Annotated in this window: 22 protein-coding genes; 16 read left to right on the top strand and 6 right to left on the bottom strand. The window is 34.5% G+C overall.

Going from position 1 to position 25968, the window contains the following annotated elements; genetic code table 11:
- Positions 1–62 precede the first annotated feature (62 nt).
- Positions 63–1724, bottom strand: coding sequence for a 2-succinyl-5-enolpyruvyl-6-hydroxy-3-cyclohexene-1-carboxylic-acid synthase (gene menD / locus HAV12_RS11745; RefSeq protein WP_171569830.1), 1662 nt, complete (start codon positions 1722–1724; stop codon positions 63–65).
- Positions 1725–2144: 420 nt separating this feature from the next.
- Here menD and HAV12_RS11740 point away from each other — a divergent pair, with 420 nt between their 5' ends.
- Positions 2145–2642, top strand: coding sequence for a GNAT family N-acetyltransferase (locus tag HAV12_RS11740; RefSeq protein WP_171569829.1), 498 nt, complete (start codon positions 2145–2147; stop codon positions 2640–2642).
- 253 nt (positions 2643–2895) lie between these two features.
- On the opposite strand, the gene HAV12_RS11735 is transcribed toward HAV12_RS11740, so the two are convergent.
- Positions 2896–3483, bottom strand: coding sequence for a glutathione peroxidase (locus HAV12_RS11735; RefSeq protein ID WP_132036688.1), 588 nt, complete (start codon positions 3481–3483; stop codon positions 2896–2898).
- Positions 3484–4477: 994 nt separating this feature from the next.
- On the opposite strand from HAV12_RS11735, the gene HAV12_RS11730 reads away from it, so the two are divergent.
- From HAV12_RS11730 to HAV12_RS11715, 4 genes are all read left to right on the top strand, one after another.
- Complete coding sequence (locus HAV12_RS11730; protein WP_099712541.1) at positions 4478–5008, top strand: RNA polymerase sigma factor; 531 nt, start codon at positions 4478–4480, stop codon at positions 5006–5008.
- Complete coding sequence (locus HAV12_RS11725) at positions 5008–5796, top strand: anti-sigma factor domain-containing protein (protein WP_171569828.1); 789 nt, start codon at positions 5008–5010, stop codon at positions 5794–5796. The genes HAV12_RS11730 and HAV12_RS11725 overlap by 1 nt, the downstream gene beginning before the upstream one ends.
- A gap of 94 nt (positions 5797–5890) precedes the next feature.
- The gene (locus HAV12_RS11720) at positions 5891–6283 is read left to right on the top strand and encodes a DoxX family protein (protein ID WP_171569827.1); all 393 of its coding nucleotides are present in this window, start codon (positions 5891–5893) and stop codon (positions 6281–6283) included.
- A 40-nt stretch (positions 6284–6323) separates the two neighbouring features.
- Positions 6324–7049 (top strand): DUF3667 domain-containing protein, encoded by a 726-nt coding sequence (locus HAV12_RS11715; protein WP_171569826.1) that lies wholly within the window; start codon positions 6324–6326, stop codon positions 7047–7049.
- A gap of 90 nt (positions 7050–7139) precedes the next feature.
- Here HAV12_RS11715 and ccsA read toward each other — a convergent pair whose 3' ends face one another.
- On the bottom strand, positions 7140–10352 hold the full coding sequence (gene ccsA / locus HAV12_RS11710) for a cytochrome c biogenesis protein CcsA (RefSeq protein ID WP_171569825.1): 3213 nt from the start codon (positions 10350–10352) through the stop codon (positions 7140–7142).
- 326 nt (positions 10353–10678) lie between these two features.
- On the opposite strand from ccsA, the gene HAV12_RS11705 reads away from it, so the two are divergent.
- The 11 genes from HAV12_RS11705 to HAV12_RS11655 all read left to right on the top strand — a co-directional run bounded on the left by HAV12_RS11705 (position 10679) and on the right by HAV12_RS11655 (position 23384).
- Positions 10679–11440 carry a Rossmann-like and DUF2520 domain-containing protein gene (locus HAV12_RS11705; protein ID WP_171569824.1) on the top strand — a complete coding sequence of 254 codons (762 nt, stop codon included), beginning with the start codon at positions 10679–10681 and terminating at the stop codon, positions 11438–11440.
- Entirely contained in the window at positions 11424–11951 is a 528-nt protein-coding gene (locus HAV12_RS11700) for an HAD family hydrolase (RefSeq protein WP_171569823.1), read from the top strand. Before HAV12_RS11705 ends, HAV12_RS11700 begins: the two co-directional genes overlap by 17 nt.
- Positions 11952–12128: 177 nt before the next feature.
- Positions 12129–13055, top strand: a complete 927-nt coding sequence (locus HAV12_RS11695; protein WP_171569822.1) for a geranylgeranylglycerol-phosphate geranylgeranyltransferase — start codon at positions 12129–12131, stop codon at positions 13053–13055.
- On the top strand, positions 13048–13632 hold the full coding sequence (locus tag HAV12_RS11690) for a Maf-like protein (RefSeq protein WP_171569821.1): 585 nt from the start codon (positions 13048–13050) through the stop codon (positions 13630–13632). The genes HAV12_RS11695 and HAV12_RS11690 overlap by 8 nt, the downstream gene beginning before the upstream one ends.
- Positions 13633–13644: 12 nt before the next feature.
- On the top strand, positions 13645–14175 hold the full coding sequence (locus HAV12_RS11685; protein ID WP_171569820.1) for a mechanosensitive ion channel domain-containing protein: 531 nt from the start codon (positions 13645–13647) through the stop codon (positions 14173–14175).
- Between the two features lie 116 nt (positions 14176–14291).
- Entirely contained in the window at positions 14292–15392 is a 1101-nt protein-coding gene (locus tag HAV12_RS11680; RefSeq protein ID WP_171569819.1) for an AI-2E family transporter, read from the top strand.
- 74 nt (positions 15393–15466) lie between these two features.
- Positions 15467–17293 carry a hypothetical protein gene (locus tag HAV12_RS11675; protein WP_171569818.1) on the top strand — a complete coding sequence of 609 codons (1827 nt, stop codon included), beginning with the start codon at positions 15467–15469 and terminating at the stop codon, positions 17291–17293.
- Between the two features lie 224 nt (positions 17294–17517).
- Positions 17518–18039 (top strand): hypothetical protein, encoded by a 522-nt coding sequence (locus tag HAV12_RS11670; RefSeq protein ID WP_171569817.1) that lies wholly within the window; start codon positions 17518–17520, stop codon positions 18037–18039.
- 154 nt (positions 18040–18193) lie between these two features.
- On the top strand, positions 18194–20725 hold the full coding sequence (locus tag HAV12_RS11665) for a PIG-L family deacetylase (RefSeq protein WP_171569816.1): 2532 nt from the start codon (positions 18194–18196) through the stop codon (positions 20723–20725).
- A 121-nt stretch (positions 20726–20846) separates the two neighbouring features.
- A complete protein-coding gene (locus HAV12_RS11660; RefSeq protein ID WP_171569815.1) occupies positions 20847–22577 on the top strand; it encodes a sodium:solute symporter in 1731 nt (576 codons plus the stop codon).
- A gap of 180 nt (positions 22578–22757) precedes the next feature.
- Positions 22758–23384: an MCP four helix bundle domain-containing protein gene (locus HAV12_RS11655; RefSeq protein ID WP_171569814.1), complete on the top strand. Its 627-nt coding sequence runs from the start codon at positions 22758–22760 to the stop codon at positions 23382–23384.
- A gap of 106 nt (positions 23385–23490) precedes the next feature.
- Here the strand turns inward: HAV12_RS11655 and HAV12_RS11650 are convergent, their stop codons facing one another.
- The 3 genes from HAV12_RS11650 to HAV12_RS11640 form a co-directional block, all read right to left on the bottom strand.
- Positions 23491–24333: a DUF2911 domain-containing protein gene (locus tag HAV12_RS11650; RefSeq protein ID WP_171569813.1), complete on the bottom strand. Its 843-nt coding sequence runs from the start codon at positions 24331–24333 to the stop codon at positions 23491–23493.
- A 72-nt stretch (positions 24334–24405) separates the two neighbouring features.
- Positions 24406–25068 (bottom strand): HAD family phosphatase, encoded by a 663-nt coding sequence (locus HAV12_RS11645; RefSeq protein WP_171569812.1) that lies wholly within the window; start codon positions 25066–25068, stop codon positions 24406–24408.
- Positions 25069–25201: 133 nt separating this feature from the next.
- The gene (locus HAV12_RS11640) at positions 25202–25918 is read right to left on the bottom strand and encodes a ThiF family adenylyltransferase (protein ID WP_132036670.1); all 717 of its coding nucleotides are present in this window, start codon (positions 25916–25918) and stop codon (positions 25202–25204) included.
- Positions 25919–25968 lie beyond the last annotated feature (50 nt).

Here is a 25968-nt window from a genome sequence, read left to right as displayed (position 1 = left end):
AAAATGGTAAGCCCAAAAAATATTTCATAAAAAAAGTGCCGGTTAAGGCACTTTTAAAAATTTTAGTTGAGTTCTTTAAAAAATTGTTTTAAAATAACATCATTCTCAGCAGTTGGGGTAAAGATTTCCAAAATACCTGGAGCCTGATTTGATTCAAAAAGAGTTTCTATGTTTTTTTCCAAAGTTTCCTTATCTGACGCCGTAAAATAGTTCATCTGATACATTTTAGCCAGATGTTCGGCTGTTAAATGATGGGAAGTCTCAAAATAAGTATTGAAAACCGGTTTCTCTTCATGACCCGGCAAAATTCTGAAAATTCCTCCTCCTCCATTATTAATCAAAATAATTTTGAAATTTTTGGGAATATAAGAGTTCCATAAAGCGTTGCTGTCGTATAGAAAGCTAATATCTCCGGTTATAAAGACGTTTTGTTTTCCGCTTGCTACCGCAGCTCCAATCGCTGTTGATGTGCTTCCGTCGATTCCGCTTGTTCCCCTGTTGCAAAAAACTTCGATAGAAGGATCAATATGAATCAGTTGTGCATAGCGAATAGCCGAACTGTTGCTAATCTGCAATTGACTGTTTTTAGGCAACGCTTCAATTACTTTTTCGAAAACTTTAAAGTCAGAAAACGGAATCTTATCCAGATATTCTTTTCTTCTGATTTTTCGTAAATCGTAAACCTTTTTTATTTCTTCAAAATAATCACTTTCTGTTGTTACAGCTTTAGAAACCAAATCTTTAAAAAAGTCATTCGGCTGCATTACAAAATGATGTGATAGCGCGCTAAAGGTATCATAAGCACGTAACGTATCAATATGCCAATGGTATTTCGGTTTGTATTTTCGCAAAAATGCCTTGATGCGTTTTGAAACAATCATTCCACCGAAAGTAACTAAAATTTCAGGTTGAAAGTCATTAAAATCAGGATCTTCAAAAGGTGTAATTAAAGTATCAATGCTATTAATAAAAGTCGGATGATGCAAGTTGGAAGTCGTTTCGGTCAGCACCACTACAGACGGGTCTTTTGCCAGATTTTGTGTTATTTCAGCATCGATTGCATGAGCTTCATTTACACCAACCATGATTAGTTTTCTTCGGGCTGAATTCCAGATTGAAACAATTTCCTCGCTGTTTTCTATGGTTTTTGTTTCAAGTGAAGGCTCTGTATTTGTAATTTTTGACTTTATAGAAAGTGCTTCCACTGTTTCATACAAAGGTTCTTCGAAGGGCGCATTAATATGAACGGGACCTTTTTTAAGGATTGCCGTTTCGATTGCTTTATTTATTTTGAGATCATTTTCAACTGAAGCTTCTTCGGTTAAATTAGCATTAAAAACCGAATGATTCTCATACACATTCTGCTGACGAATAGTTTGCCCGTCCCCAATATCAATTTTGCTTTGCGGGCGGTCTGCGGAAATAACAATTAATGGAATCTGACTGTAAAATGCTTCCGCAACAGCCGGATAATAATTTAATAAAGCAGATCCTGAAGTACAAACAACTGCTGTTGGCTGCTGGGTCTGCTGGGCAATTCCTAAGGCAAAAAAGGCAGCACAACGCTCATCTGCAATGCTGTAACATTTAAAATTAGCGTTTTGGGCGAACCCTATGGTTAACGGTGCATTTCTTGATCCGGGAGAAATTATGATAGTAGTGATTCCTTTTGCTAAACAAATTTCGATAATGCTCTGAGCGAGCGGTATTTTAGGGTAAATCATTCGTAGGAAAGTATTATTATTCAAGAAAATCGAAAAATTTTCTAATAGTACAAAGTTACAAACTTCAATGTTGATTTAAGTTATAAATGATGAGATATTAAGTCAATTTTTAGAAAAAGGGAATATATTTGTAGAAGCTATTTTTATGAATAAAATTAAGTTCCCATGCGTTTTATATACTTGTTTTTATTTTTCATCTTAGTACAGGCCCTAGATTTACAAAATCAGTTTGTTACTGCTGATATTCCTTAAAATATGCGCAGCGTGCAAAAGTAATCTGCACCGAAATGCCTTGGAATACCAAGGATGTTCATACAGTAATAAACGACTTAAAAAAACGCCACGAATTCAGTAATTATTTTATAGGGATTTATAAAATAAATTTTCGAATTTGAACTTAAAACCATAATGCAAAAAATAATGGACATAACCCTTAGACCAGCCACAACAAACGATTTAGAGAAAATTCTCGCTATTGTCAATCATTCTATAGTGCATACCACTGCCAATTACAATTACGATATCCAGACGCTCGATGTCCAGACTAAGTGGTTCGAAGATAAAAAAAGTAAAAACTTACCTATTGTCGTTGCCGATTTAGAGGGCGAAGTTGTAGGTTTTGGAAGTTATGGACAATTTAGGGAGAAAATCGGTTATCAATTCACCGTTGAACATTCGGTTTATGTGGTGGAACATGTGATTGGAAAGGGAATTGGATCTCAGTTACTGACAGAGCTAATTCGTTTAGCTAAAGAACAGGGTTATCACGTTATGATTGGTGCCATCGACGCTGATAATGCCGGAAGTATTGCTTTTCATGAAAGATTTGGTTTTGTTTCTATAGGAACAATTCGTGAAGTTGGCTATAAATTCGGTCATTGGCTTGATCTGGTTTTTATGCAGCTGATTTTGAAATAGATTGCAGAACATTTTACCGCAAAGTACACAACGATTTTCGCAGGGAACGCAAAGTAATATGCTTATTTTGTGTCATCTCGGATGAGAAATCACATTTGCTGAATCTATACAGTACGTCGCTCTCTGAATGTTATTTCTCCTCCGTCGAAATGACAAACTTTGTAATAAACTGTATGGGATAATACATTGAAAAAAAAATCCACAAATCTGTATCACTACAAATTTGTGGATTTTTAAATTAATAATGCTGTTATTAACTTTTTATCCAACTGATTACTTCCGGATCTGTTGGTAAAGTTCTTGGTTTAATTACTTTTACCAATTCTCCTTGTTCGTTGATTAGGTATTTTTGAAAATTCCATTCCACTTCAGAATCCTGCAACCCGTTTTTAGCTTTTTGAGTTAAGAATTTATACACTTCACACATATCGTCCCCTTTTACAGAAACTTTGTCCATCATAGGGAAGGTTACGCCATAATTTTGCTGACAAAAAGCACCGATTTCCTCATTTGTACCAGGTTCCTGTGAAGCAAAGTTATTGGCAGGAAAACCAACAATTACAAAGCCTTTGTCTTTATACTCTTTGTAAATCGCTTCAAGATCTTTGTATTGAGGTGTTAATCCACATTTTGAAGCCGTGTTTACAATCATTACTTTTTTTCCTTTTAAAGAAGCAAAATCAAAAGGATTTCCTGATAGATCTTCTACTTTAAATTGGTAAATGGTTTCTTTTGTCATAACCTTATCCGTTTTAGGAGTTTTTGTTTTATTGGTTTGTGCTTGATTTTGGCAGCTAAATAAAAATAGCAGACCATAAGCCAGAAATAATATTTTTTTCATCGTTTCAATTTTTTATAAAATTAGTCAAAAACAATTTTGCAGCTGTTTTTTGGTGCCCCTATTTTGTATTAAATATAAGTTAAATAAAAAAAATGAAGCCTAACGTTAATCAGACGTTAGGCTTCTCCCCATACAAACAAATCAAACCATGAAATTTGAAATTTTTTAAGCCATTTTTGCTTTTACCTTTTTAGCATTCCGGAGTTGAAATTAATTCCTTAACAATTCCGGACTATTTATCGTATTGACCCTGCAGCAAACTGAGTATTCTAATTGTACTGATAAAATCAATTTTTTTAAATTCAATTTTTTATTTTTAGCTCCTCATAGTTGATTCCCCCGTTTTGATCGAAATAATTTAAACTCCAGTTCACTTGTCTACAAATAATTTTCAGTATCGGTGTTTACAATAATAAAAAAATCTAATTCGTTTGTATACCTATAACTTTGAGCATCCGCATCATCTACACCCGTATTCGATTGGAAGTCCGAGGGCATCAACTATTAATCTTTATAAAAGCTCAAATTTGGTCTCTCCTTCTGCACTTTTTCTTCCTTTAAATAATTTTCACTAAAACTTGTAAAGGTCAAAACAGTGGTGAGACCTACAATCAATATCTTTAAACTATTTATTTTATACATGACCTTAATTTTTTTATTGCGATTTGCTTTACGTTTTTTTTCTTAAAAAACGTATTTTTTATTAGTACCTTACAAAATCATTAATCCCCGATTATTTAATTTTGCCAAAATTTTTGTTTCAATTGCTATTTAGCTAAACATTTCATTTTATGTTATAATAGCATTTACGTAAACGGTTTGCTTTTGGTTTTAAAAAAGTCAAAAAAAAGTTACTTTTTTCCAAAATCCCTTATTTTTCTAAGGATAAGACTGTTAAAAAAAATATTATTTTCACAGAAAAATAAATTATCTTTATCTCAGGTAATCAAAAAAATATTTTAAAAAATTTGTTTAAGCTTAAAAATCCCATTCTATGAGTCAAGAAGAATTATTAGTTTTAATTTACAAGAAAGACGAAAGAGCTTTTACCCATTTGTATGATATGTATTCAAAAAGTTTATTTTCGGTCATTAATGTCCTAATAAAAAACCGCGAGGAAGCCGAAGATGTTTTGCAGGAAGTTTTTGTCAAAATCTGGAAAAACATAGATTCTTATAACGAAAGTAAAGGCAGATTTTACACCTGGATCCTTAATATAGCTAGGAATACCTCAATTGATAAGCTTAGATCCAAAAACTTTAATAACAGCCAAAAAAACCTTTCTTCAGATAATTTCGTAAATCTGTTAGATGACAGTAATAAGTTGGTCAACAAAATTGATACCATCGGTATTCAGGAATTTGTAAAAAAGCTGAAACCTAAATGTATTGAGATAATCGATTTATTATTTTTCAAAGGATATACCCAGCAAGAAGCTTCAGAAGAACTGGCAATGCCGTTGGGAACTATCAAGACACAAAACAGAAACTGTATTAACGATTTACGTAATTATTTAAAAATATAATGGAAGCAAAAGAATATATAGAATCAGGAATTCTGGAACTTTACGTTTACGGTTTATTAACCGAAAAAGAAAATCTGGAAGTAGCCGAAATGGCTAAAAACAATCCCGAAGTAGATCAGGAAATCCTTTCGATAGAAAAAGCTATTGTTGCTTTATCTTCAAGTTTCTCTCCTTTTCATTCGGTGGCTAATTTCGAGAAAATCAAAGCGCGCCTTGAGCTTAAACATGGCAAAGTAGTCGAAATGAAACCTGCATCAAACTGGTCACAATATGTGGGCTGGGCAGCTGCTGTATTGCTTCTTTTAGGTCTGGGTTACCAAACTTTGGAACTGACCAAAACCAGAGATGCTATTGCAACTGTTGGCAGTGAGAAAACTAAAATCGAAAGAGATTTTGCTTATCTGGACCAACAAAATAAACAAACTGAAAAAAGTCTGACTATTGTAAGAGATATTAAAAATACCGGAGTAACACTTGGTGGTCAGGCTGTTTCTCCAACATCATTTGCAAAAGTTTACTGGAATAAAGACACCAGAACGACTTATATTGATGCTGCAGGTTTACCAAAACCTCCAAAAGGAATGGTATATCAGGTATGGGCTTTAAAATTAAGTCCGGTACTTACACCAACCAGCATTGGTTTATTGAGTGATTTCGATTCAAATAATCAAAAAATATTTGCAGTGGATCAAACCGTTTCAGCGGAAGCTTTTGGTATAACGCTTGAGCCTGCCGGAGGAAGTCTGACTCCTACTATGGAACAACTATATACTTTAGGAAAAGTATAATAAAGTAGTCTTAACAATATTAAAAACGCACATTAATTTATTTTGATGTGCGTTTTTTTATTATTTTTAAGTCAAAAACAATCAAAACAACAATATGAACGCAACTTTACTTTTAAGAATTACGATCGCTATTATTCTCCTGAACCATTCTGTATTCGGAATGTTTAATAACGGAATAAACGATTTTGGCAATTTATTCCTTAACCAGATTGGGTTTGCTCCTTATGGCGTTCTTTTGGCCTGGTTGATCAAATTATCACATGTTGTCGCTGCAGTGCTTCTGCTTCTGAACAAATATGTAAAATTAGCTGGTTTTGTGACAATTCTGGTTCTTATTATGGGAATCATTCTGGTGCATTTTCAGGAAGGCTGGTTTGTAGTCGGCGGAGGAAGAAATGGTATGGAATATAACTTTTTACTGATTATTGTGCTTGTTGCTATTATGTATCCGAATGGATTTAAGAAAGATAAAATTCAGGAGCAATAGTCATAAATTCTATTTTATAATATTAAATAAAGCCTAAACAATGGAAATAACCTGCAAAAATTGTAAACAGATTTATAAAGGTCATTATTGTAATAATTGTGGTCAGCCTGCTGCAACCTACAAAATAAACGGACATTATTTATGGCATGAAATCAGGCATAGTTTATTGCATTTTGATGAAGGTATTCCTTATTCTATAAAACAATTATTTACAAGACCGGGACATTCTATTCGTGAATTTATCGAAGGAAAGCGTGTCAGGCACTTTAAACCTTTATCTTTAGTTATGGTTTTGGCAACATTTTACGGCCTCTTATATCATTACTTCCATATTAATTTGTATGATGATACGTCTGATCCAAATATAGACATTGGTCAGCTTAATGAATGGAGTTCAAAACATTATTCATGGATCATAATTGTGACTATTCCGTTTTTTACTTTGGGAACCTATATCAGCTTTAGAAAACAAGGTTATAATTTTGTAGAATACATTGTATTAAACACTTACAAAGCCTCTCAGAAGTTATTTGCTCATCTTATCATATTCCCTCTGGTTCTTTACAATAACGGAAAACCTGAACTTCAAAAAATTCTAATTGCAGTATATATACTTGACCTTATTTTAACCTTTTGGACAAATATTCAATTCTTTAATAAAATTTCCAAAACTAAAGCTTTTTTATTATCCATACTGAGCCAGCTAATTTTTTGGGTCACTTTTCTCTTAGCTGTCAGTTTGGTTATTTCTGTTTTTGGGCTTTAATTTTTAACCCGTGATTCACCAGGCTTACTCTAAAAAAAATGCCCTCACTTTACAGGAGAGCATTTTTTATGAATTAATAATTTGGGTGTATTATTTTTTGCTTTTGTAATATTTACGATACTTTGGATATGTTACAGCTCCAATTACTGAAATAGTTCCGAGAGAATACCAGATCCAGCTTAGGGAATGAGCTTCCCCGCTTGCGTAGGAATGCAGACCCACTAAGTGAAAATTTACTCCGTAATACGTAAATAAAATCGAAATAAAGGCAAACATACTCATTAGGTTAAAGAACCATTGTCCTCTTAATGAAGGTACAAAACGAGCGTGAATTACAAAAGCATAAACCATAATCGATATTAGGGCCCAGGTTTCTTTTGGATCCCATCCCCAGTAACGCCCCCAGCTTTCGTTAGCCCATTGTCCTCCTAAGAAGTTTCCAATAGTTAACATGATTAAGCCAATAGTCAGTGCCATTTCGTTGATATATGTTATTTCTTTGATGTTTAGGCTCATTCTAGCCTTATTCTTTTCTGTAGTAAAGAAAATCAGTATCAAGGCCACAAGACCTAAAATCATTCCGAGCGCAAACGGACCGTAACTGGCTACAATTACTGCAACGTGGATCATTAACCAATACGAATTAAGTACCGGCTGTAAATTAGCAATTTCAGGATCAATCCAGTTGGCGTTTGCGGCCATAAAAATCATTGATGTTACAAATGCTGCTGATGCAACGGTAAGTTTTGATTTTCTGTCAAAAGCTAATCCGAAGAACATGGTTGCCCAGGCTACATAAACAATTGCTTCGTAAGCGTTACTCCAGGGCGCATGTCCTGAAATATACCATCTTGCGATTAATGCTACTGTATGAAGTGCAAATATTAACCCTATTAAAATATGAAAACCATTTACAGTGATTCGTAAAAACTTTTTCTCGAAGAAAATATTAAACAAGGTAAAAATCAACATAAAAATTCCTGCAAGCGAATACCAATAGAACATTTTCGGTAAAATATTATAGGTATTATAAGCGATTTCAAGATCTATTTTCTTTTCACTTGGACGAACTTTGCTTCCGAATTTCTTCTGAAAACCATTGATACTTTCTACTAACTGATCTGCTGTTTTAAAGTCTTTTGAAATCGCTCCGTTGTTTAAAGCACTAAAGTACATTGGTATGATCTGCTTTACATACGTAGAATCCATTCCCTTTAAACCTGCATTTTGAATTTCGAGATAAGAAATCCATTTGTTGTTTGGGTCATTTGGAATTGGAAAAATTTTCAGGATACTTCCGCTTAAAGCAGATTCCATCAGATTTACTTTTTTATCTGTTTCGATAAAATCTTTCTCAAAACTATTTGGATTTGCGGCTTTGTAAGCTGCGTCTAAGTAAGGTGATAACTTATAGTTTCCGTTTTCATCAAAAAACTTAACAAAAGGTGCAAATTCTGCTTTTTTTTCAATTCCAATGATTCTGCGGATACTATCATTTTTAGTGTTTACGTAAATGATAGGAACCTGAATCCAAACCTGTGCGTATTGCGTCATGGACAAAAATACCTGATCAGAATTCATTCCGTTATACGTATCACTATGGCTTACTTTTCTAAGCAACTCCGATGAAAAAGTATTAATAGGTTTCATCCTTCCACCGGCATCCTGAATAATCAAACGTCCAAATTTTGCAGCGTGTGATTCGGGTGCTTTATAAATTGTCAATAAAGAATCTAATTGTTTCTTACTTGGCGCGGCTGTAACGTGATTGGCATGATCATTTGGATCCTCACTGTGTGTATGGTTATGACCCGGTGTATGCACATGGGGTGCAGGTACTTCCTGTGCAAAACCATTCAGGCTTAACATCAGGAACAAAATAGTAACAAGTTTTTCTTTTTTGTTTTTAACGTCTTCTAATTTGCGTTTTAAATCAGCAAAACGAGAGTTTTTCGTAAACATAATAGCCATCAAACCAAAAAACAACATGAAATAACCCAGATAAGTAATCGATGTTCCCCAGAAATCGTGATTTACAGATAATACGGTTCCTTTTTCATCCGGATCGAATGAAGATTGAAAAAATCGGTATCCTTTGTGATCTAAAACGTGATTCATATAAATATCAGCATCAAAAGTTTCAGCAGAATCCTGAACGGTAACTTTACTCTCAAAAGCAGAATAACTTTTCTCTGTTCCCGGGTATTTTGTAGCAATAAAATCGTTTAATTTTACTTTAAAAGGCAGGATATATGCTTTACTTCCGTAGAATAAAGAATATTCGATGTTGCCGATTTTAACTGTTTTTGGTTCTCCCACACTTCCTTTAGATCCCAAAAGAGTCACTATTTTTTCCTGTCCTTCCGATTTTACTTTTACAATTATCGCATCGTGATGACTTTTGGCCTTGAAATCTTTATTCGATTCATAGGCTATACTTCCTTTCATAGCAGGATCCGGAAATACAATTCTAATGTCTCCAATACTATATAGGGAACGCATCATCAGAGGCTGCACATTGTCTTTTGTAACTTTCCCCTGGAATTTATCTGCCATTCGCATAAAATTACCTTCAAATGGAGTCTGAATAGTGTATTTTTCGCCGGTAGTTGTGATATTAATAGCACCGTCTGTAGGTTTATTCAAAGCAAACAAAACGTTGTGAATATTTTGAACTTCACCTTCTTTCAGGAAATGTTCTTCACGTCCGCCTGCTCCTGCTTCAACTAATTTAAGATACAAAGTTCCTTTCGGATCTGGTTTTACCATTTCTTTCGCTCCCATAATGTAGTTTACGTAACTTACTTCAAACGGGGTTTCATCAAACTTGCCGGAAATAGAGAAATCATTATTGGTAACCGGTGATAATAAAAGGCTTTTTTCGAAAACCCTGCGCTTCATTTCGCCTTTATATTCTCCATCAGCAAATACGGTCAGGAATGTTTTATCAGAAAAAATTTGGTTTTCGGCAGCACCTTCACGAATGGGCATCATGCCTTCGTAGCTGACATATCGCGTAATAAAAGCGCCTAAAAGAATAAAAATAAAGGCAATGTGCAATAAAAGAGTAGCCCATTTTTCCTTTTTCAGCAATTGATAGCGTTTGATATTTCCAAAGAAATTAATCATAAAAAAGACCATTATCGCTTCAAACCACCATGTATTATAAATTAGGATTCGGGCCGTATCGGTATTGTACTTACTTTCTATAAAAGTTCCGATTCCCATTGCCAAAGCAAATGTTAAAAAAAGAACGGCCATTAATCGTGTAGAAAACAAAAAAGAGAATATTTTTTTATCCATTTTTGAGGAATTACATTGTATAAAAGAGCGACAAAAGTACTTAAAAATGTTGAGTTCCTATATTTGCAATTTGTTAATTAAAACCAAAAAAAGGCGCTGCAATTAAATCAAATTCTTAAAACCGCCTGCTTAATTTTACAAAGCTATAAAAGCGTGTACTATTTATTAGCCACAGATTAGACAGATTACAAGAATTCTTTTTTGATATTGGGAATTAACCTTCTTTTAAAATAATGCTAACGCATTAAATCTGTTTAATCCCTGCAATCTGTAGCTAAACTTCTTTCATAGGTATTCTTTAAAAAAAATAATGCTAATTTTGCGTTATGATTCGAATAACGTTAATTGGTTCCGGAAATGTAGCGCAGCATTTGATTAAGGCTTTCGCTAAAAGTGAACTTACAGAAATTGTCCAGGTATATTCCAGAAAAAAAGAGACCTTATCCTCTCTTATTGAATTTGACAAAATTACAAGTGATTTTGAGGATTTAAAAGAAGCTGATTTATACATTATTGCAGTTTCTGACAAAGCGATTTCAGATGTTTCAAAGCAATTGCCTTTTCAAAACCGAATTGTTGTTCATACTTCCGGTGCAGCTTCACTTGATGTTTTAGATTCAAAGAACAGAAAGGGCGTTTTTTATCCGCTCCAAACATTTTCTAAAAACAAGGATATTGATTTCTCGACTGTTCCGATGTGCCTGGAAGCTGAAAACACTTTTGACTTTCGTGTTTTAGAAACTGCCGCAAAAAGTATTTCAAATGTTGTTTATGCCATTAATTCAGATCAAAGAAAAGCATTGCATGTTTCGGCTGTTTTTGTGAACAATTTCACGAATCATTTGTACCAGATCGGACAGGAAATTTGTGAAGAACATCAGGTTCCTTTTGAAATTCTCAGACCTCTGATACAGGAAACGGCAGAAAAAATCAATACTTTAAATCCCGCTGAGGCACAAACAGGTCCTGCAAAACGCAGTGATTCTTTGACTATTGAAGCCCATTTGGATTATTTAAGCACTCAAAATCAAAAAAATATCTATAAAATATTAACCCAATCTATACAAAATAATGGCAAAAAGTTATAAAGAAATAATGAATGACATCACCACGTTTGTTTTTGATGTTGATGGCGTACTTACAGACAGCTCTGTTTTTGTAACCAACGAAGGAGAAATTCTTCGTACGATGAATATTCGTGATGGTTATGCTATGAAAGCAGCTGTGGAAAGCGGCTATAATGTTTGCATTATTTCTGGCGGAAGCAATGAAGGTGTTCGTGTTCGTCTTCGTAATTTAGGAATTACGGACATTCATTTGGGAACTCCCGACAAAGTTAAAACGTTTAAAGAATATACTGACCTTTACAATATTAATTCTGAAAACGTGTTGTATATGGGTGATGATATTCCGGATTTTCATGTTATGAAATTGGTGGGATTACCAACTTGTCCACAAGATGCAAGCCCTGAAATTAAAAATATCTGCCGTTATATCTCGCATGTAAAAGGAGGAAAAGGCGCTGCCCGTGATGTTATCGAGCAAGTCATGAAAGTACAGGGAAAATGGATGGAACATTTTAGTGGGAAACATGATTAAGTTTTTAGTCGCAGTTTTCGGTCTCAGTCTCAGTTCCATTTTCAGTCTTAGACTTAACATTATCTAACAAAACCTTTGTCCCTTTGAACCTTTGCGCCTCTGAACCTTCATAAAAAGAAACTCAGAACCTTAGCACCTTAGCCACTCAGAATCTTTAGAAAAAGAACCTTAAAAAAAATGAAACTCCTCAAACTCATTCGATATCAAAACTTAGTGATGCTTGCTTTTATGCAGCTTTTATTTCGTTATGCTTTTTTAAAACAGCAGGACATTCCGTTGGCTTTAGCTGACTGGCAATATGGTCTGTTGGTTTTAAGTACTGTTTTGTTAGCTGCTGCAGGATATGTAATTAATAATATTCTGGATGTTGCGACAGATACCATCAACAAACCCAATGATGTTGTAATTGGTAAAGGAATTTCAGAAACTGCGGGTTACAATATTTATATCGGCTTAAATATTACCGGTGTTGCTATTGGTTGTTATTTATCGAATGTGATAATGAGACCAAGTTTTGCGGTTGTCTTTATCCTAATTGCTTCTGTACTTTATTTTTATTCAACATCACTAAAACAAATCATGGTTTTAGGGAATTTTGTTGTAGCCGCTGTATTATCATTTAGTGTAATCATCATCGGAGTGTTCGATATTTTTCCTGCCACAAACACTGAAAATCAGGCGCAAATGGCAAGTCTGTTTTCTATTTTAATTGACTATGCCTTATTTGCTTTTATGATTAATTTCATTCGCGAAATCATTAAAGACATTGAAGATGTAAATGGTGATTACAATCAGGGGATGAATACCTTACCTGTTGTCATTGGAATTAACAGAGCTGCAAAAATTGCTTTAGGTTTTGCTGTTATTCCATTTATATTGGCTCTGCTTTACATCAATAAATACTTTATTGAAAATAATCTCTACATGGTTACTTTTTATGCTTTTGCTTTTGTTTTAGCACCACTTTTATATTTTATGGTAAAAATATTTAGTGCGAAATCTCAAAAGGATTTTCATCATTTAAGTACTGTTTTAAAATTAATACTGCTGTTCGGAATTTTATCAATCCTGGTTATTGCCATAAATATCAAGTACAATGCTTAAAGAAAAACTAAAAAAATATGCTCTGATTCTGGCCTCAGGATCTCCTCGCAGACAACAGTTTTTTAAAGATCTGGATCTGGATTTTGAAATCAGACTTAAGGAGATTGAAGAAATATACCCTCCGGAGCTAAAAGCAGTTGAAATAACCGATTATCTAGCCGTATTAAAAGCAAGTGCCTTTGAAGGAGAATTAAATCCGAACGAGATTTTAGTGACCAGTGATACAATTGTCTGGCACCAGAATCGCGCATTGGGAAAGCCAAAAAATGCACCGGAAGCTTTCGAAATGATCAAATCGATGTCCAATGCCACACACGAGGTTTTTACATCGGTTTGTTTTAAAACCAATGCTGCTTCTACTGTTATCAATGATGTTACCAAAGTTACTTTTAAGGATTTATCAGACGAAGCGATTTTATTTTACATAGAAAATTACAAACCCTACGATAAAGCAGGTGCTTACGGTATCCAGGAATGGTTTGGTTTTATGGCTGTTACCAAGGTTGAAGGCTCTTACACGAATGTTATGGGACTTCCAACGGCCAAAGTTTATGAATATTTGAGTACTTTAGTATAAAAAAAATCACTTATGTTTTCTTTTAAAGAATATAGTCAGGAAATAATATCGACAGGGATTCTCCTTTTTGCGTTAATTGCTTTAAGAATGATTATTGCGAAGTTAATTCGTCGTTATGCCAGTTCCAGTCAATTATTAGAACATCGGACCAACTTAGTCATTAAATACATTCATGTGTTAATGAATATATTGGTTATAATAAGCCTGATTGTAATCTGGGGAGTTCAAACCAAAGATATTTTTGTAACTGTCTCTTCTATTGCAACCGTAATTGGTGTGGCCATGTTTGCACAATGGTCTATTCTGAGCAATATTACTTCCGGAATGATTTTGTTTTTTTCATTCCCTTTCCGAATTGGCGATACCATAAAAATTCACGATAAGGATTTTCCAATCGAAGCGGAAATTGAAGATATCAGTGCCTTTCATGTAAATTTAAAAACCAAAGAGGGAGAAAAAATCATTTTTCCGAACAATCTATTACTGCAGAAAGGCATCTCTATTATGCCGGTCCACTACGAAGAAAAGGAGTTTTTTGATTAATTTCTAAATGGAAATTTTATAAACTAAAATAGAAAAGCTAAAACAATATTATTTAAATAAAGTGTAATATTTGTTTCACTAAAACTCTATTTTTTTTATAAAAAATTTCCAAAAAAATGACTCGATCAGTAGAATTGCCTTTTTATGTAAAACTTTCTTTAATAGTAATAACTTTAATCTGTTTTGCATTTATTTTTTGCATCGGAAAAGATATTATCACACCTGTATTAATGGCATTTTTATTTGCTGTTTTATTGCTTCCGGTTTTTACTTTTTTAAACACAAAACTTAAATTTCCCAGATATCTCGCGGCCTTTCTTTGTGTTATTCTTTTTGCTTCATTTATTATTGGTATATTATTTTTTATCTCTTATCAAGTCAATGATATGGCGAATGATTTTGATACCATTAAAAAGAACGCAAATGCTTTTATTGTTGATATACATAAGTTTATAAAAGATCATTTTAATATTAGTATTGGCGAACAAAAAAAATATATTGATAATGTAACCAAGGATTCAGTTAAAAATGGAAATGCTACTCTGGGCTCAGCGATCATATCAATAAGTGATCTTCTTTTAGATTGCACCATTATTCCGATTTATACCTTTTTATTTTTATTGTATAAAGACCATTTTATTCTTTTCCTGGTCAAATTAATAAGCAAAGAAAGTCATGCTACGTTAAAAAATATTTTATCTCAAATAAAACTTTCTATCAATAATTATATTGTTAGTTTAATTTTAGAAATGATTATTGTGTCGGTGTTAACAAGTCTAGGACTTTGGATTATCGGTGTAAAATATTTTATTCTTCTGGGACTTATCACAGGAATATTAAACCTGATACCTTACATTGGTATTACGGCCGCAGGAATCATAACTATTTTAGCTTCGCTTACGGGTTCTGCAGAAACATCGATGATCCTTGCAATTTTGATAGTCAACCTGATCGTTCAGCTAATCGACAATAATGTACTGGTTCCATTAATTATTAATTCTAAAGTAGAAATCAACGCATTTGTCTCTATCATGGGTATCATCATTGGTGGCGCGGCAGCCGGAATATCCGGCATGTTTCTGGCGATACCGCTTTTGGCAATTTTAAAAATTATTTTCGACAGAATCGAATCACTGGAACCCTGGGGATATCTGATGGGCAATCACATGCCAAAAAGGTTTATTTGGAGAATTAAAAAAGTACATTCTGAAAATTAAATAGTAACCGAATGTAAGATATGAGCAATATTTATCTTACATTTAAAATTTTTGTAAAGTCAAAATACCGTTGAATGTTTCGAAAATTTAAAATAATAATATCTGTTTTACTTTGCTTTTGCCTGCAAAGCATTTGCGCGCAAGTAGACAAACCTAAAAAAGAAACCACTAAGGATAGTGCAGCAGTTTATAAAAAAATTCAGAATTATTCTAAAAAGCGCAAGTTTACCAAAACATTGCACAAATGGCTTTTCAGAACCAATAAACCCCGAAAAAGAGAAGCTGAAATCATAGAAAAAGACACTACTAATTACGATGGGAAAATTATCCGTAAAATAAATGTAGTAACCTTAGATCCATTTGGACACTCCGTTGTTGATTCAACAGCCATGCCCAGAAACTGGGGAGAAAGAACGGGTAATAAACTACATCTGAAAACAAAAAAAATAGCCATTTATAATTTATTGCTATTTAAAAGAAACACCCCTTATGATGCTTATAAAATACTCGAAAGTGAGCGTATTATCAGATCTCAGCGATATGTAACAGCTGTAAAAATTTCAAGAAAGCTGGTAAGTAAAGAATCGGATTCTATTGATGTTACTGTACGTGTTTTAGATTCATGGAGTACAATTCCAAGATTGTCTTTTTCAGGCAGCAGGATTTCTGTAGGGATGAAAGAAAAAGATTTTTTCGGATCCGGCCAGCAATTAGATTATCGTTTTACCAATCGTTTTGAAGATGGGGCAAACGCAAACGATATCACTTATACCGTTCCAAATATTGTCAATACTTTTATAAGCACGACATTAAAATACAATATGGATCTGGACAATAATTACAGTAAAAGTGTCAATGTCGAACGAGCTTTTTATTCTCCCCTAACCAAATGGGCGGGCGGAATAATATTAGGCCAAAGTTTCAGAAGAGACAGTTTACAAGCTCCGGATTTACAATATTCTTTTCAGCCTTTTAAATATGACTATCAGGATTTTTGGGCAGGAAAAGCAGCAAAGGTTTTTGAAGATGAGCCTAATGGAATAACGAACCTGATTGTTTCCGGACGCTTTTTAAATATTGATTACAAAGAAAGTCCGTCCCGGTATTTTGATCCGACAGATTATTATTCGGATGAGAAACTAATTTTAAGCGGTGTCGGAATCAATACCCGAAAATTTATAAAGGACAGTTATATTTTTAGAAATGGCCAGACCGAAGATGTACCAATAGGCAGGATTTACGGAATAACCTTGGGCTATCAATACAAAAATACTTTTTGGAGGCCTTACGTAGGGGCGCAGTTTTCTTTTGGAAACTATTACAGATTAGGATTTCTGAGTATGAATTTTGAAGCCGGAACTTTCTTCCATCAATCAAAAACTTATCAGACCACATTATTGTTTGAGTCTAATTATTTTACTAAACTGTATAGTATTGGAAACTGGAAACTAAGGCAATTTATTAATCCTAAATTAGTACTGGGTATGAATCGCGTCGATATTATCGCAGATCAGCTTACTATTAATGATCGCGAAGGATTGGCCGGTTTTAATACTGCTTTGTACGGAACCAGTAAAATGGTTTTGTCGTTACAAACACAAACCTACGCGCCGCATGCGCTTTGGGGATTTCGTATGAATCCGTTTTTTAATTATTCCGTAGCAGTACTCGGAAGTCAAAATGATGCCATGTTTAGAAATAAACCTTATCATAAGATCACTTTAGGTTTGGTGATCAGTAATGATTATTTGGTCTTCAGTTCTTTTCAGCTCTCACTTTCCTACTATCCCAGTATTCCGCTGCAAGGCGAAAATATTACTAAAACCAACACTTTTGAAACTACAGATTATGGTTTACAAAGTTTTGAACTGGCAAAACCAAGAGTTGTGGAGTATAAATAAGTTGAAAGTTAGAATTCTTCGATTTATTTTTCTCCAAAAAGTGATTTTTTCTTTAAACCTTAACATTTCTGCAACATATTAATAATCAAATATTTCCAAATAACCTAAGAATATCACATCGATAAAATACATTTTTTACCGGCTAAAATGCATTTAGTTTTTATTTTTGGCACAGTATATGAATATCGGTAATTACGATTAGAATTAACATAAAAACTAAAAAAATGAAAACAATTAAAATAGCAATCGCCGGACTATTTCTTTTGATTGCAAACGCCGCACAAGCCCAGGTATCTGTAAACGTAAACATTGGATCTCCTCCTGCATGGGGTCCGTCAGGTTACGCCGAAATGGAATATTATTACTTACCGGACATTGAAGCTTATTATGATGTCAGAGCCTCACAATTTATTTATTTTGGAGGTGGAAAATGGGTCAGAACTACCCGTTTACCAAGACAATATCGTAATTATGACTTATACGGAGGTTATAAAGTTGTTTTAACAGACTATCACGGAAGAACCCCTTATACTTATTTTGACAGACACAAAGTAAGATATTACAAAGGTTACCATGGTGCTCCACAAAGACCGTACAGGCCAAGACCGGTTTATGCTTATAATCATGGTCATGATAATCACAGGGATAACAGACATCATGATAAACACGACAGACACCATAAACACGATAGACATGATGATGATGATCGCAGAGATCATGGACACGGTGGACATGGAAGAAGATAATTATTTTCTAAGCAAAAAAGAGAGTATCACTACAATGATACTCTCTTTTTGTTTGTTTTAATAGTATAAAAATTAAGCATTAACATTTCATTTACATAATCTTCAAAAATATAATTAGTATTTTTGAGGCTCTATCAAAACACCTAATTACGCTATGCGAAAAATTCAGATACAGATTCTTTTTATTTTTTTAGCTGGAACTTTCAATTCTTTTTCACAACAACCACAAAAACCAAATGCTGTAGAAATCTACAATCAAATCAAAAAACTAAATTTTTTAGGTTCTGTATTGTATCTGGCAGCACATCCTGATGATGAAAATACCCGTCTGATATCCTATTTGTCAAATGAGGTAAATGCCAGAACAGGATATTTGTCCTTAACCCGTGGTGATGGAGGTCAGAATTTAATTGGTCCGCAATTGCGCGAATTATTAGGCGTTATAAGAACTCAGGAATTAATTGAAGCCAGAAAAGTAGATGGCGGAGAGCAGTTTTTCTCCAGAGCCAACGACTTTGGTTATTCCAAAAATCCGGATGAAACTTTAAAAATCTGGGATAAAGACAAGGTTCTGGCGGATGTGGTCTGGACGATAAGAAAATTTCAGCCCGATGTGATTATCAATCGATTTGATCATCGCTCACCAGGCACAACACACGGACACCACACATCATCTGCAATGTTAAGTGTTGAAAGTTTTAATTTGACAAATGATCCGAAAATATACCCTGAACAGTTAAAATACGTAAAACCATGGCAGGTAAAACGTCAGTTTTTCAATACTTCCTGGTGGTTTTACGGAAGCCAGGAAAAATTTGATGCTGCCAATAAATCAAAATTTACCAAATTGGAAACTGGTGTTTATTATACCGGAATCGGAAAATCCAATCAGGAAATTGCAGCTTTAAGCCGCAGCCGTCACCAGTCTCAGGGTTTTGGAAGTACCGGTGCCCGTGGAACTGAAACAGAATATCTGGAGCTCATTAATGGCGAAAGCCCAACAAACCCGGATCAGTTATTTGATGGAATTGATACCACCTGGAACCGCGTTAAAAACGGAAAACCGATTGGGGAATTAATTTCTAAAATTATAGCAAAATATGATTTCAGCAATCCATCAGCAAGTATTCCGGAATTAGTGAAAGCCTATACCATGATTGAATCTCTGGAAGACGATCACTGGAAAAACCTGAAATCTGCCGCGATAAAAAATATCATAGCCTCCTGCTCAGGATTATATCTCGAAGCTGTTGCGAGCGAACAGGAAGCAACACCCGGAAGTACCGTTAAGTTAAGCCTTGAAGCGATTAACCGATCTGCGGTGGGAATGGAACTGATGAGTGTAACTACACTACCCGATCATAAAAATACAATTCAAAACAGTATTTTAAAAAATAATACTGATCTGAAAACCACACTTCAACTGCAGCTTCCCAATACAATCGAATACACGCAACCGTATTGGCTAGAAGAAAAAGCCAGTGTTGGAATGTATACGGTGTCTAATCAGGAAAATATTGGAATACCGGATATTATAAGAGACGTAAAAGTTGTTTTTAATGTAAAAATCAATGGTGTTGAAATTCCCTTTGAACGAATCGTAGTTTACAAATACAATGACGGCGTAAAAGGAGAAATGTATAATTTTCTTGATATTGTTCCTGAAGCTACCACTTCAATTTTAGAGAAAGTTTTGATTTTTAAAGATACTAAAAGTAAAATGGTTCCTGTAAAAGTTCGTGCAGGAAAAGATGACATTAAAGGAACTTTACAATTAGAATTACCGAATGACTGGCTGGTTTCTCCAAAACAAATTCCGTTTGCTTTAGAAAAAAAAAGAATGGAGCAAACCTTTTATTTTGAGGTTACAGCACCAATTCAACCGGAAGAAGCTATTGCAAAAAGCATCGTTACAATTGATAATCAACGTTTTGACAAAGATGTAACGATTATCGATTACAGTCATATTACAAAGCAAATGGTCTTAAAGTCTGCCGAATCTAAATGTCTGCGAATTGATCTGAAAACCTCAGGAAATGCAATCGGATATATTATGGGTGCAGGTGATGAAGTTCCCGAAAGCCTTGCTCAGATGGGATATAAAGTAACCCTTTTAAAACCTGAAGAAATCACTCCCGAAAAACTCGATTCTTTCAATGCCGTAATTACAGGAATTCGTGCTTATAATACCGTGAATGCTTTAGCCAACAAACAAAAAATACTTTTTGATTTTGTAAAAAGCGGTAAAAACATGATTGTTCAATACAATACTTTTGGTAAAATAGTAACCGATCAGATTGCGCCGTATCCGTTAAAAATATCAAATGACCGTGTGACAGAAGAAAATGCAAAAATTACTTTTCTGGCACCCAATCATCCTGTTTTAAATACGCCAAATAAAATCAGCACCAAAGATTTTGAAGGATGGACGCAGGAACAAGGCTTATATTATCCGGATCAGTATGACCCTGCCTTCACTCCTGTTCTGTCGTCGCATGACAATGGGGAATCTCCAAAAAATGGTGCCTTGTTAGTAGCGCCTTACGGAAAAGGATATTACATTTACACCGGTCTTAGTTTTTTCAGGGAATTGCCAGAAGGTGTTGCCGGTGCGTACCGACTACTTTCGAATATCATTTCACTAAAACAACCTATAGAAGCTCCCAAACAGGAACTAAAGAAATAAATATTCAAAAATGGAAGACAAAAAAACAAAAAGATGGAAAAAAAGCTACACCTATGTTTTGGTAGCAAACGCCGTTTACATTCTGATTTTTTTCTTAATCATGCAATTATACTCATAACCTATGCAACTATTTGACTGGATCGTACTTATTGTTACTCTTTTATTTATTGTTGGGTATGGTTCGTGGAAAACCAAAGGAAGTAAAAATGTCGAGGATTTCATTTTAGGAAATCATGAAACACCGTGGTATACCGTTGGACTCTCTGTAATGGCTACTCAGGCAAGTGCGATTACTTTCCTGTCGACTCCGGGACAAGCCTACCATGATGGAATGGGTTTTGTGCAATTTTACTTTGGATTGCCAATTGCCATGATTGTCATTTGTGTTACTTTTATTCCATTGTATCATAAAAGTAAAGTTTTTACAGCCTATGAATTTCTGGAAAAACGTTTTGATATTAAAACACGTTCGTTAGCTGCAATCCTTTTTTTAGTTCAAAGAGGTCTGGGAACCGGTCTAACTATTTATGCCCCGGCTATTATTTTATCCGCACTTTTAGGCTGGAATCTGACTTTCATGAACATCATGATTGGTTTGCTGGTTATTATTTATACTTTTTCAGGCGGAACAAAAGCGGTGAACGTGACTCAGAAACAGCAGATGTTTGTGATTATGACCGGAATGTTTATCACTTTTTTCCTGATTTTACATTACTTACCAAACGATATGACTTTTACGAGTGCCCTGCATATTGCCGGAGCAAATGATAAAATGAATATTGTGGATTTTTCTTTTAATCCGGAAGAAAAATATACCTTCTGGAGCGGAATTACCGGTGGTTTTTTCCTGGCACTCGCCTATTTTGGAACAGATCAGTCGCAGGTTGGACGTTATTTATCCGGGAAATCAGTTCGTGAAAGCCAGATGGGACTTATCATGAACGGATTACTAAAAGTACCCATGCAGTTTTTTATTCTGCTTACAGGAGTGATGGTTTTTGTCTTCTTTCAATTCAATCCGGTACCGTTAAACTTTAATCCAAATAATAAAATTGTTATTGAGAAATCCGCTTTTAAAGAAGAGTATCATGTTTTGGAAAAAAAACTAAATACACTTTCTGAAGATAAAAAAGTAATCAATTTATTGTACATCGATCAGTTGAATCAGGATTATGACAATCCGATTTTGAGAAAAGAACTGGTGGCATTATCCAATAAAGAAAAAGACCTGCGTGACCGTGCGAAAGAAATTATTTCTAAAGCAGACAGCAACAGTGAAACTAATGACAAAGACTATGTGTTCTTTCATTTCATTTTGCATTATTTACCAAAAGGACTTATCGGATTATTGCTGGCTGTAATTCTTTCTGCTGCAATGTCATCAACAGCATCAGGTTTAAATGCTCTGGCGTCTACAACCGCTATAGATATTTATAAACGAAACCTGAAAACCGAAAAATCAGAGAAACATTACTTAAATGCAACCAAATTTTTCACGCTTTTCTGGGGAATTATTGCCATACTTTTTGCCTGTGTAGGTACCTTATTTGAAAACCTGATTCAGTTGGTAAACATCATAGGATCTATTTTTTATGGAACCGTTTTGGGAATTTTCCTGGTTGGTTTTTACCTGCGTCGCGTTCAGGCAAAAGCAATGTTTTATAGTGCTATTATCAGTCAGATCACCATTTTTGTAATCTATTATTTCATGATTTATATTTACCCAAGCGGTCAGGAAAAATTGGGTTATTTATGGCTGAATTTTATTGGTGCCATTTTGACTATTGTGTTGTCATTGTTAATGCAGCTGTTGGTTTTCAAGAGAAATGAGCTTGAAACGAATGAATTGTAAGTTTAAGAATTTCCGTAGTACGATAGCACACTGATTTTGCGGATTCTTAAGTAAGTAATTTAAAAATGTTTCTATGAAGAATAATGCTAAAAAGTGCAAATGCAAATCTTATTTATAAGATAAATGCTGTTTCGTAAATATATATCTTTGAGAAACTAACCATTGCTAAAATGCATCATTATGAAAGACCTGAAAAAATACAGCAACAAAACCAAAGCTGCTTTTATTTTGCTGGTAGTGATGCTTATCATTATTCTTAGTAATTTCAATACGCTGCAAAACTCTAAAAATGTCAATGAGAATATCAATGCCATTTATAAAGACCGACTGGTCGTGGCACATTATATTTTTCAATATTCAAAAGAGCTTCATTTTATAAAAACAGAAGCCGAACAGCCAAACCTGAGTGATCATCTCAAAAGGAGTGAAATTGCCAATACCTTAAAAATCATTCGTAGCATAGATCATTTATACGCCAAAACGGTTTTGACTCCAAAAGAAAAAACCTATTTTGAAGCTTTTTTAAATTCCTGTAAAACAATCCAAATCCAATCTCAAAGCAATAACTGGAAGCAGGTTTCACAATCGGGCAATGAAGCTTTGAAAACTTTGGAATTATTGTCTCAAATTCAGATCACCGAAGGAAAAGCCAAATTAAAGGCGGCAAATGAGATGTATAACGGAAATAATAACCTGGGACAGCTTCAGATTGCTTTGCTTATTATTCTGGGCGGCATTACCTTCTATTTGCTGCTTATAAAAAAGAAGAAAACAATCCGGATTCCGGAACCGCCAAGTTTGAATTGAGTTATAAGTTATAAGTTATAAAAAAATCCAAATCCCAATAAATTGGAATTTGGATTTTTATATTTTGGAACTTAAGTATTTGGAATTTCAAAGATTCAAAGAATCTTTATCTGCTCCACTCAGCGATACTGTCTTTGTTCATTTTTACATAATCCTGATTGTTGGCAGTTTCTGCAGCAGCTAAAGAAAGTTTTGCTGTCTCCACAGCACCTTTTTTATCTCCTTGTTTGGCCTGGATTAATGATTTTAATCTTAAAATAAAGTAAGGTTTATCAGCACTCATATCCAAAGATTTATCTACATAATTTCTGGCATCTGCAATGTTTCCGTTAGATTGGAATAAATATTGTGCCGATGCAAAATAATCATTTGCTGTTGGTCCTGCCAACGTTTTTTCGATACTTGTTGTTGCCGTTTTTGATGTCGGAACTTCAAATTTCAAAGCCACATGTGAATTTTCCCAGGCGATTTCAAGAAATGCAAAATTTGGATCTAAACCATTGATTCCAATTGTAAGACTTTCAACCGGAGTTGGTAAAGCATTTTCCTTAACGGTAGTTTTTAAAGCTACATTGGCATCACTCCAGTTCTCAGGTAGTCCCCAATTGTCTGTAGTACTGTAAAAAATTACTTCCCAGCTTTCAATTTTAGGAATCGTATAGATCGCATATTTTCCTTTTTTTAATGTTTTGCCATCAATCACCACATCGTCACTAAAACTGATTATGGTATTTTCGTTCGCTCCGGTTCTCCATAATTTTCCAAACGGAACTAAGTTTCCGAATACGGCTCTTCCTCTCGCACCCGGTCTTGAATAGGTAACTTCAACATCCGTTAAACCAACGGTTTGTTTGATATATGCTTTTGGACTCGCTTGTGGTGTTTTTACCTGTGCTTCCGAGACAAAAGGGGCCATAATAATGGCTAATGCAATGATTAGTTTTTTCATTGGTTTTAAGTTTATTTGTTTTGTTCAAATTTACAAATTCAATCCCCTAACAAATGTTAAATTTTATATAATTCAGTTGCCCAACTGTGCTATTTTTTGAGCATTTAATTCCTTAAAATCATTGATGATTAAATCTGCCGTTGACAGGTCTTGTAATTTAGAATGATGGCTGTTATAACCGATGCACAACAAGTTTGCCGCTTTAGCTGCTTTTACGCCATTCGTACTATCTTCAATTACGATACAATTTTCTTTCGGAGCGACTGATAACGATGCTGCATGAAGAAAAATAGCGGGATTCGGCTTGGATTGCGGAAAATCTTCACCACTTACAATATCCGTAAAATACGAATGCAGCTTAAATCGCGTAAAAACACGTTCGATGGTTACTTTTGAAGCTGAAGAAGCCAGGATTAACTGAATTCCGCTTGCGTACAAATCTTTGATCAAATCTTCTACGCCTTCCAACAGATATAAATCTTCTTTCGTATCGAATGCATCATTAAAAATGTTTCTTTTTCTTTGAATCAAATCTTCCACTTCCTGCTCTATCGCTGGAAAAAATTCTTTCAGGGCCTGAAAGGTATTACGGGTAGAAAATCCCGTAAACGAAGTGTACATTTCTTCTGTTACATCAATATTCAATTCAGAAAATTGTTTGTAATACGAATAACGGTGAACGGGTTCTGTGTCTACAATAACACCGTCCATATCAAAAATTACTGTTTTTATCATTTTTTTTTAGGTGCAGAGGTTCTGAATTGCTAAGATTCTGAGGGTTTTGGGTTTTGGGTTTTGGGTTTTGGGTTTGTGGTAACTTTGTCAATGTTTTAAATCTGAAAACTGACATTGAGACTGAGACTGAAGCCTATTCTTTCTTAAGCAAATATCGTATTACTGTTTCGGCAGCATGAAGACCAAATAATCCGGGCATATAGCTGTTGGTTCCGTAAAATGATTTTTTGAAATTCTTGCCGTCTGTTAGTTTTAAGCTTTTTGTATCCTGAATTTCAGAAGAAAAAACAACTTTCAATTTGTTGATGTTAGCTTCCCTCAGGCGTTTTCGGATTGCTTTAGAAAAATAACAGTTTATCGTTTTAGAGATATCTGCCACTTTTACTTTAGAGGCCAGCATTTTTCCACCAGCACCCATACTGCTAATGATTTTTACTCTTTTGCGTTTGGCGGCGAATATTAAATTCAATTTAGGTGTAATACTGTCGATGCAGTCCAAAACGTAATCAAACTCAGGGGAAACGATTTCAAAAGCACGTTCCGGAGACAAAAATTCCTGAACACGGGTCAGTTTTAATTCCGGATTAATATCCATTAAACGATCTCCTACAATTTTGATTTTGGCTTCGCCAACTGTAGAATGTAAAGCCGGTAACTGTCTGTTTATGTTGGTAATATCTACTACATCACCGTCAACAATTGTCATACTTCCTACTCCGGCCCTGGCCAGAAACTCAGCTGCAAATGATCCGACACCACCTAAACCAACCACCAAAACATTGGACTTTTGCAGGTTTTCTAATCCTTCTTTGGTAAATAAAAGCTCGGCTCTTTCTGTCCACTCTGCCATATCTCTTTTTGTTTAAAATTTTATTGTTTTTTGTTTCAGGTTTCAGATTC

This window comes from Flavobacterium sp. CLA17 (genome assembly GCF_013112255.2).
GTDB classification, from domain to species: domain Bacteria; phylum Bacteroidota; class Bacteroidia; order Flavobacteriales; family Flavobacteriaceae; genus Flavobacterium; species Flavobacterium circumlabens.
Note: the sequence above shows the minus strand (reverse complement) of the source record. Positions and strands in the feature narration are given on the sequence as shown.

Bases quoted from the DNA above. Each gene is read 5' to 3' on its own strand.
- menD (WP_171569830.1), bottom strand. From the start codon at position 1,724: ATGATTTACCCTAAAATACCGCTCGCTCAGAGCATTATCGAAATTTGT.
- HAV12_RS11720 (WP_171569827.1), top strand. From the start codon at position 5,891: ATGAACGCAACTTTACTTTTAAGAATTACGATCGCTATTATTCTCCTG.
- HAV12_RS11655 (WP_171569814.1), top strand. From the start codon at position 22,758: ATGAAAGACCTGAAAAAATACAGCAACAAAACCAAAGCTGCTTTTATT.
- HAV12_RS11705 (WP_171569824.1), top strand. From the start codon at position 10,679: ATGATTCGAATAACGTTAATTGGTTCCGGAAATGTAGCGCAGCATTTG.
- HAV12_RS11735 (WP_132036688.1), bottom strand. From the start codon at position 3,483: ATGAAAAAAATATTATTTCTGGCTTATGGTCTGCTATTTTTATTTAGC.
- HAV12_RS11685 (WP_171569820.1), top strand. From the start codon at position 13,645: ATGTTTTCTTTTAAAGAATATAGTCAGGAAATAATATCGACAGGGATT.
- ccsA (WP_171569825.1), bottom strand. From the start codon at position 10,352: ATGGATAAAAAAATATTCTCTTTTTTGTTTTCTACACGATTAATGGCC.
- HAV12_RS11650 (WP_171569813.1), bottom strand. From the start codon at position 24,333: ATGAAAAAACTAATCATTGCATTAGCCATTATTATGGCCCCTTTTGTC.
- HAV12_RS11695 (WP_171569822.1), top strand. From the start codon at position 12,129: ATGAAACTCCTCAAACTCATTCGATATCAAAACTTAGTGATGCTTGCT.
- HAV12_RS11645 (WP_171569812.1), bottom strand. From the start codon at position 25,068: ATGATAAAAACAGTAATTTTTGATATGGACGGTGTTATTGTAGACACA.
- HAV12_RS11725 (WP_171569828.1), top strand. From the start codon at position 5,008: ATGGAAGCAAAAGAATATATAGAATCAGGAATTCTGGAACTTTACGTT.
- HAV12_RS11730 (WP_099712541.1), top strand. From the start codon at position 4,478: ATGAGTCAAGAAGAATTATTAGTTTTAATTTACAAGAAAGACGAAAGA.
- HAV12_RS11690 (WP_171569821.1), top strand. From the start codon at position 13,048: ATGCTTAAAGAAAAACTAAAAAAATATGCTCTGATTCTGGCCTCAGGA.
- HAV12_RS11670 (WP_171569817.1), top strand. From the start codon at position 17,518: ATGAAAACAATTAAAATAGCAATCGCCGGACTATTTCTTTTGATTGCA.
- HAV12_RS11640 (WP_132036670.1), bottom strand. From the start codon at position 25,918: ATGGCAGAGTGGACAGAAAGAGCCGAGCTTTTATTTACCAAAGAAGGA.
- HAV12_RS11665 (WP_171569816.1), top strand. From the start codon at position 18,194: ATGCGAAAAATTCAGATACAGATTCTTTTTATTTTTTTAGCTGGAACT.
- HAV12_RS11675 (WP_171569818.1), top strand. From the start codon at position 15,467: ATGTTTCGAAAATTTAAAATAATAATATCTGTTTTACTTTGCTTTTGC.
- HAV12_RS11740 (WP_171569829.1), top strand. From the start codon at position 2,145: ATGGACATAACCCTTAGACCAGCCACAACAAACGATTTAGAGAAAATT.
- HAV12_RS11680 (WP_171569819.1), top strand. From the start codon at position 14,292: ATGACTCGATCAGTAGAATTGCCTTTTTATGTAAAACTTTCTTTAATA.
- HAV12_RS11715 (WP_171569826.1), top strand. From the start codon at position 6,324: ATGGAAATAACCTGCAAAAATTGTAAACAGATTTATAAAGGTCATTAT.
- HAV12_RS11660 (WP_171569815.1), top strand. From the start codon at position 20,847: ATGCAACTATTTGACTGGATCGTACTTATTGTTACTCTTTTATTTATT.
- HAV12_RS11700 (WP_171569823.1), top strand. From the start codon at position 11,424: ATGGCAAAAAGTTATAAAGAAATAATGAATGACATCACCACGTTTGTT.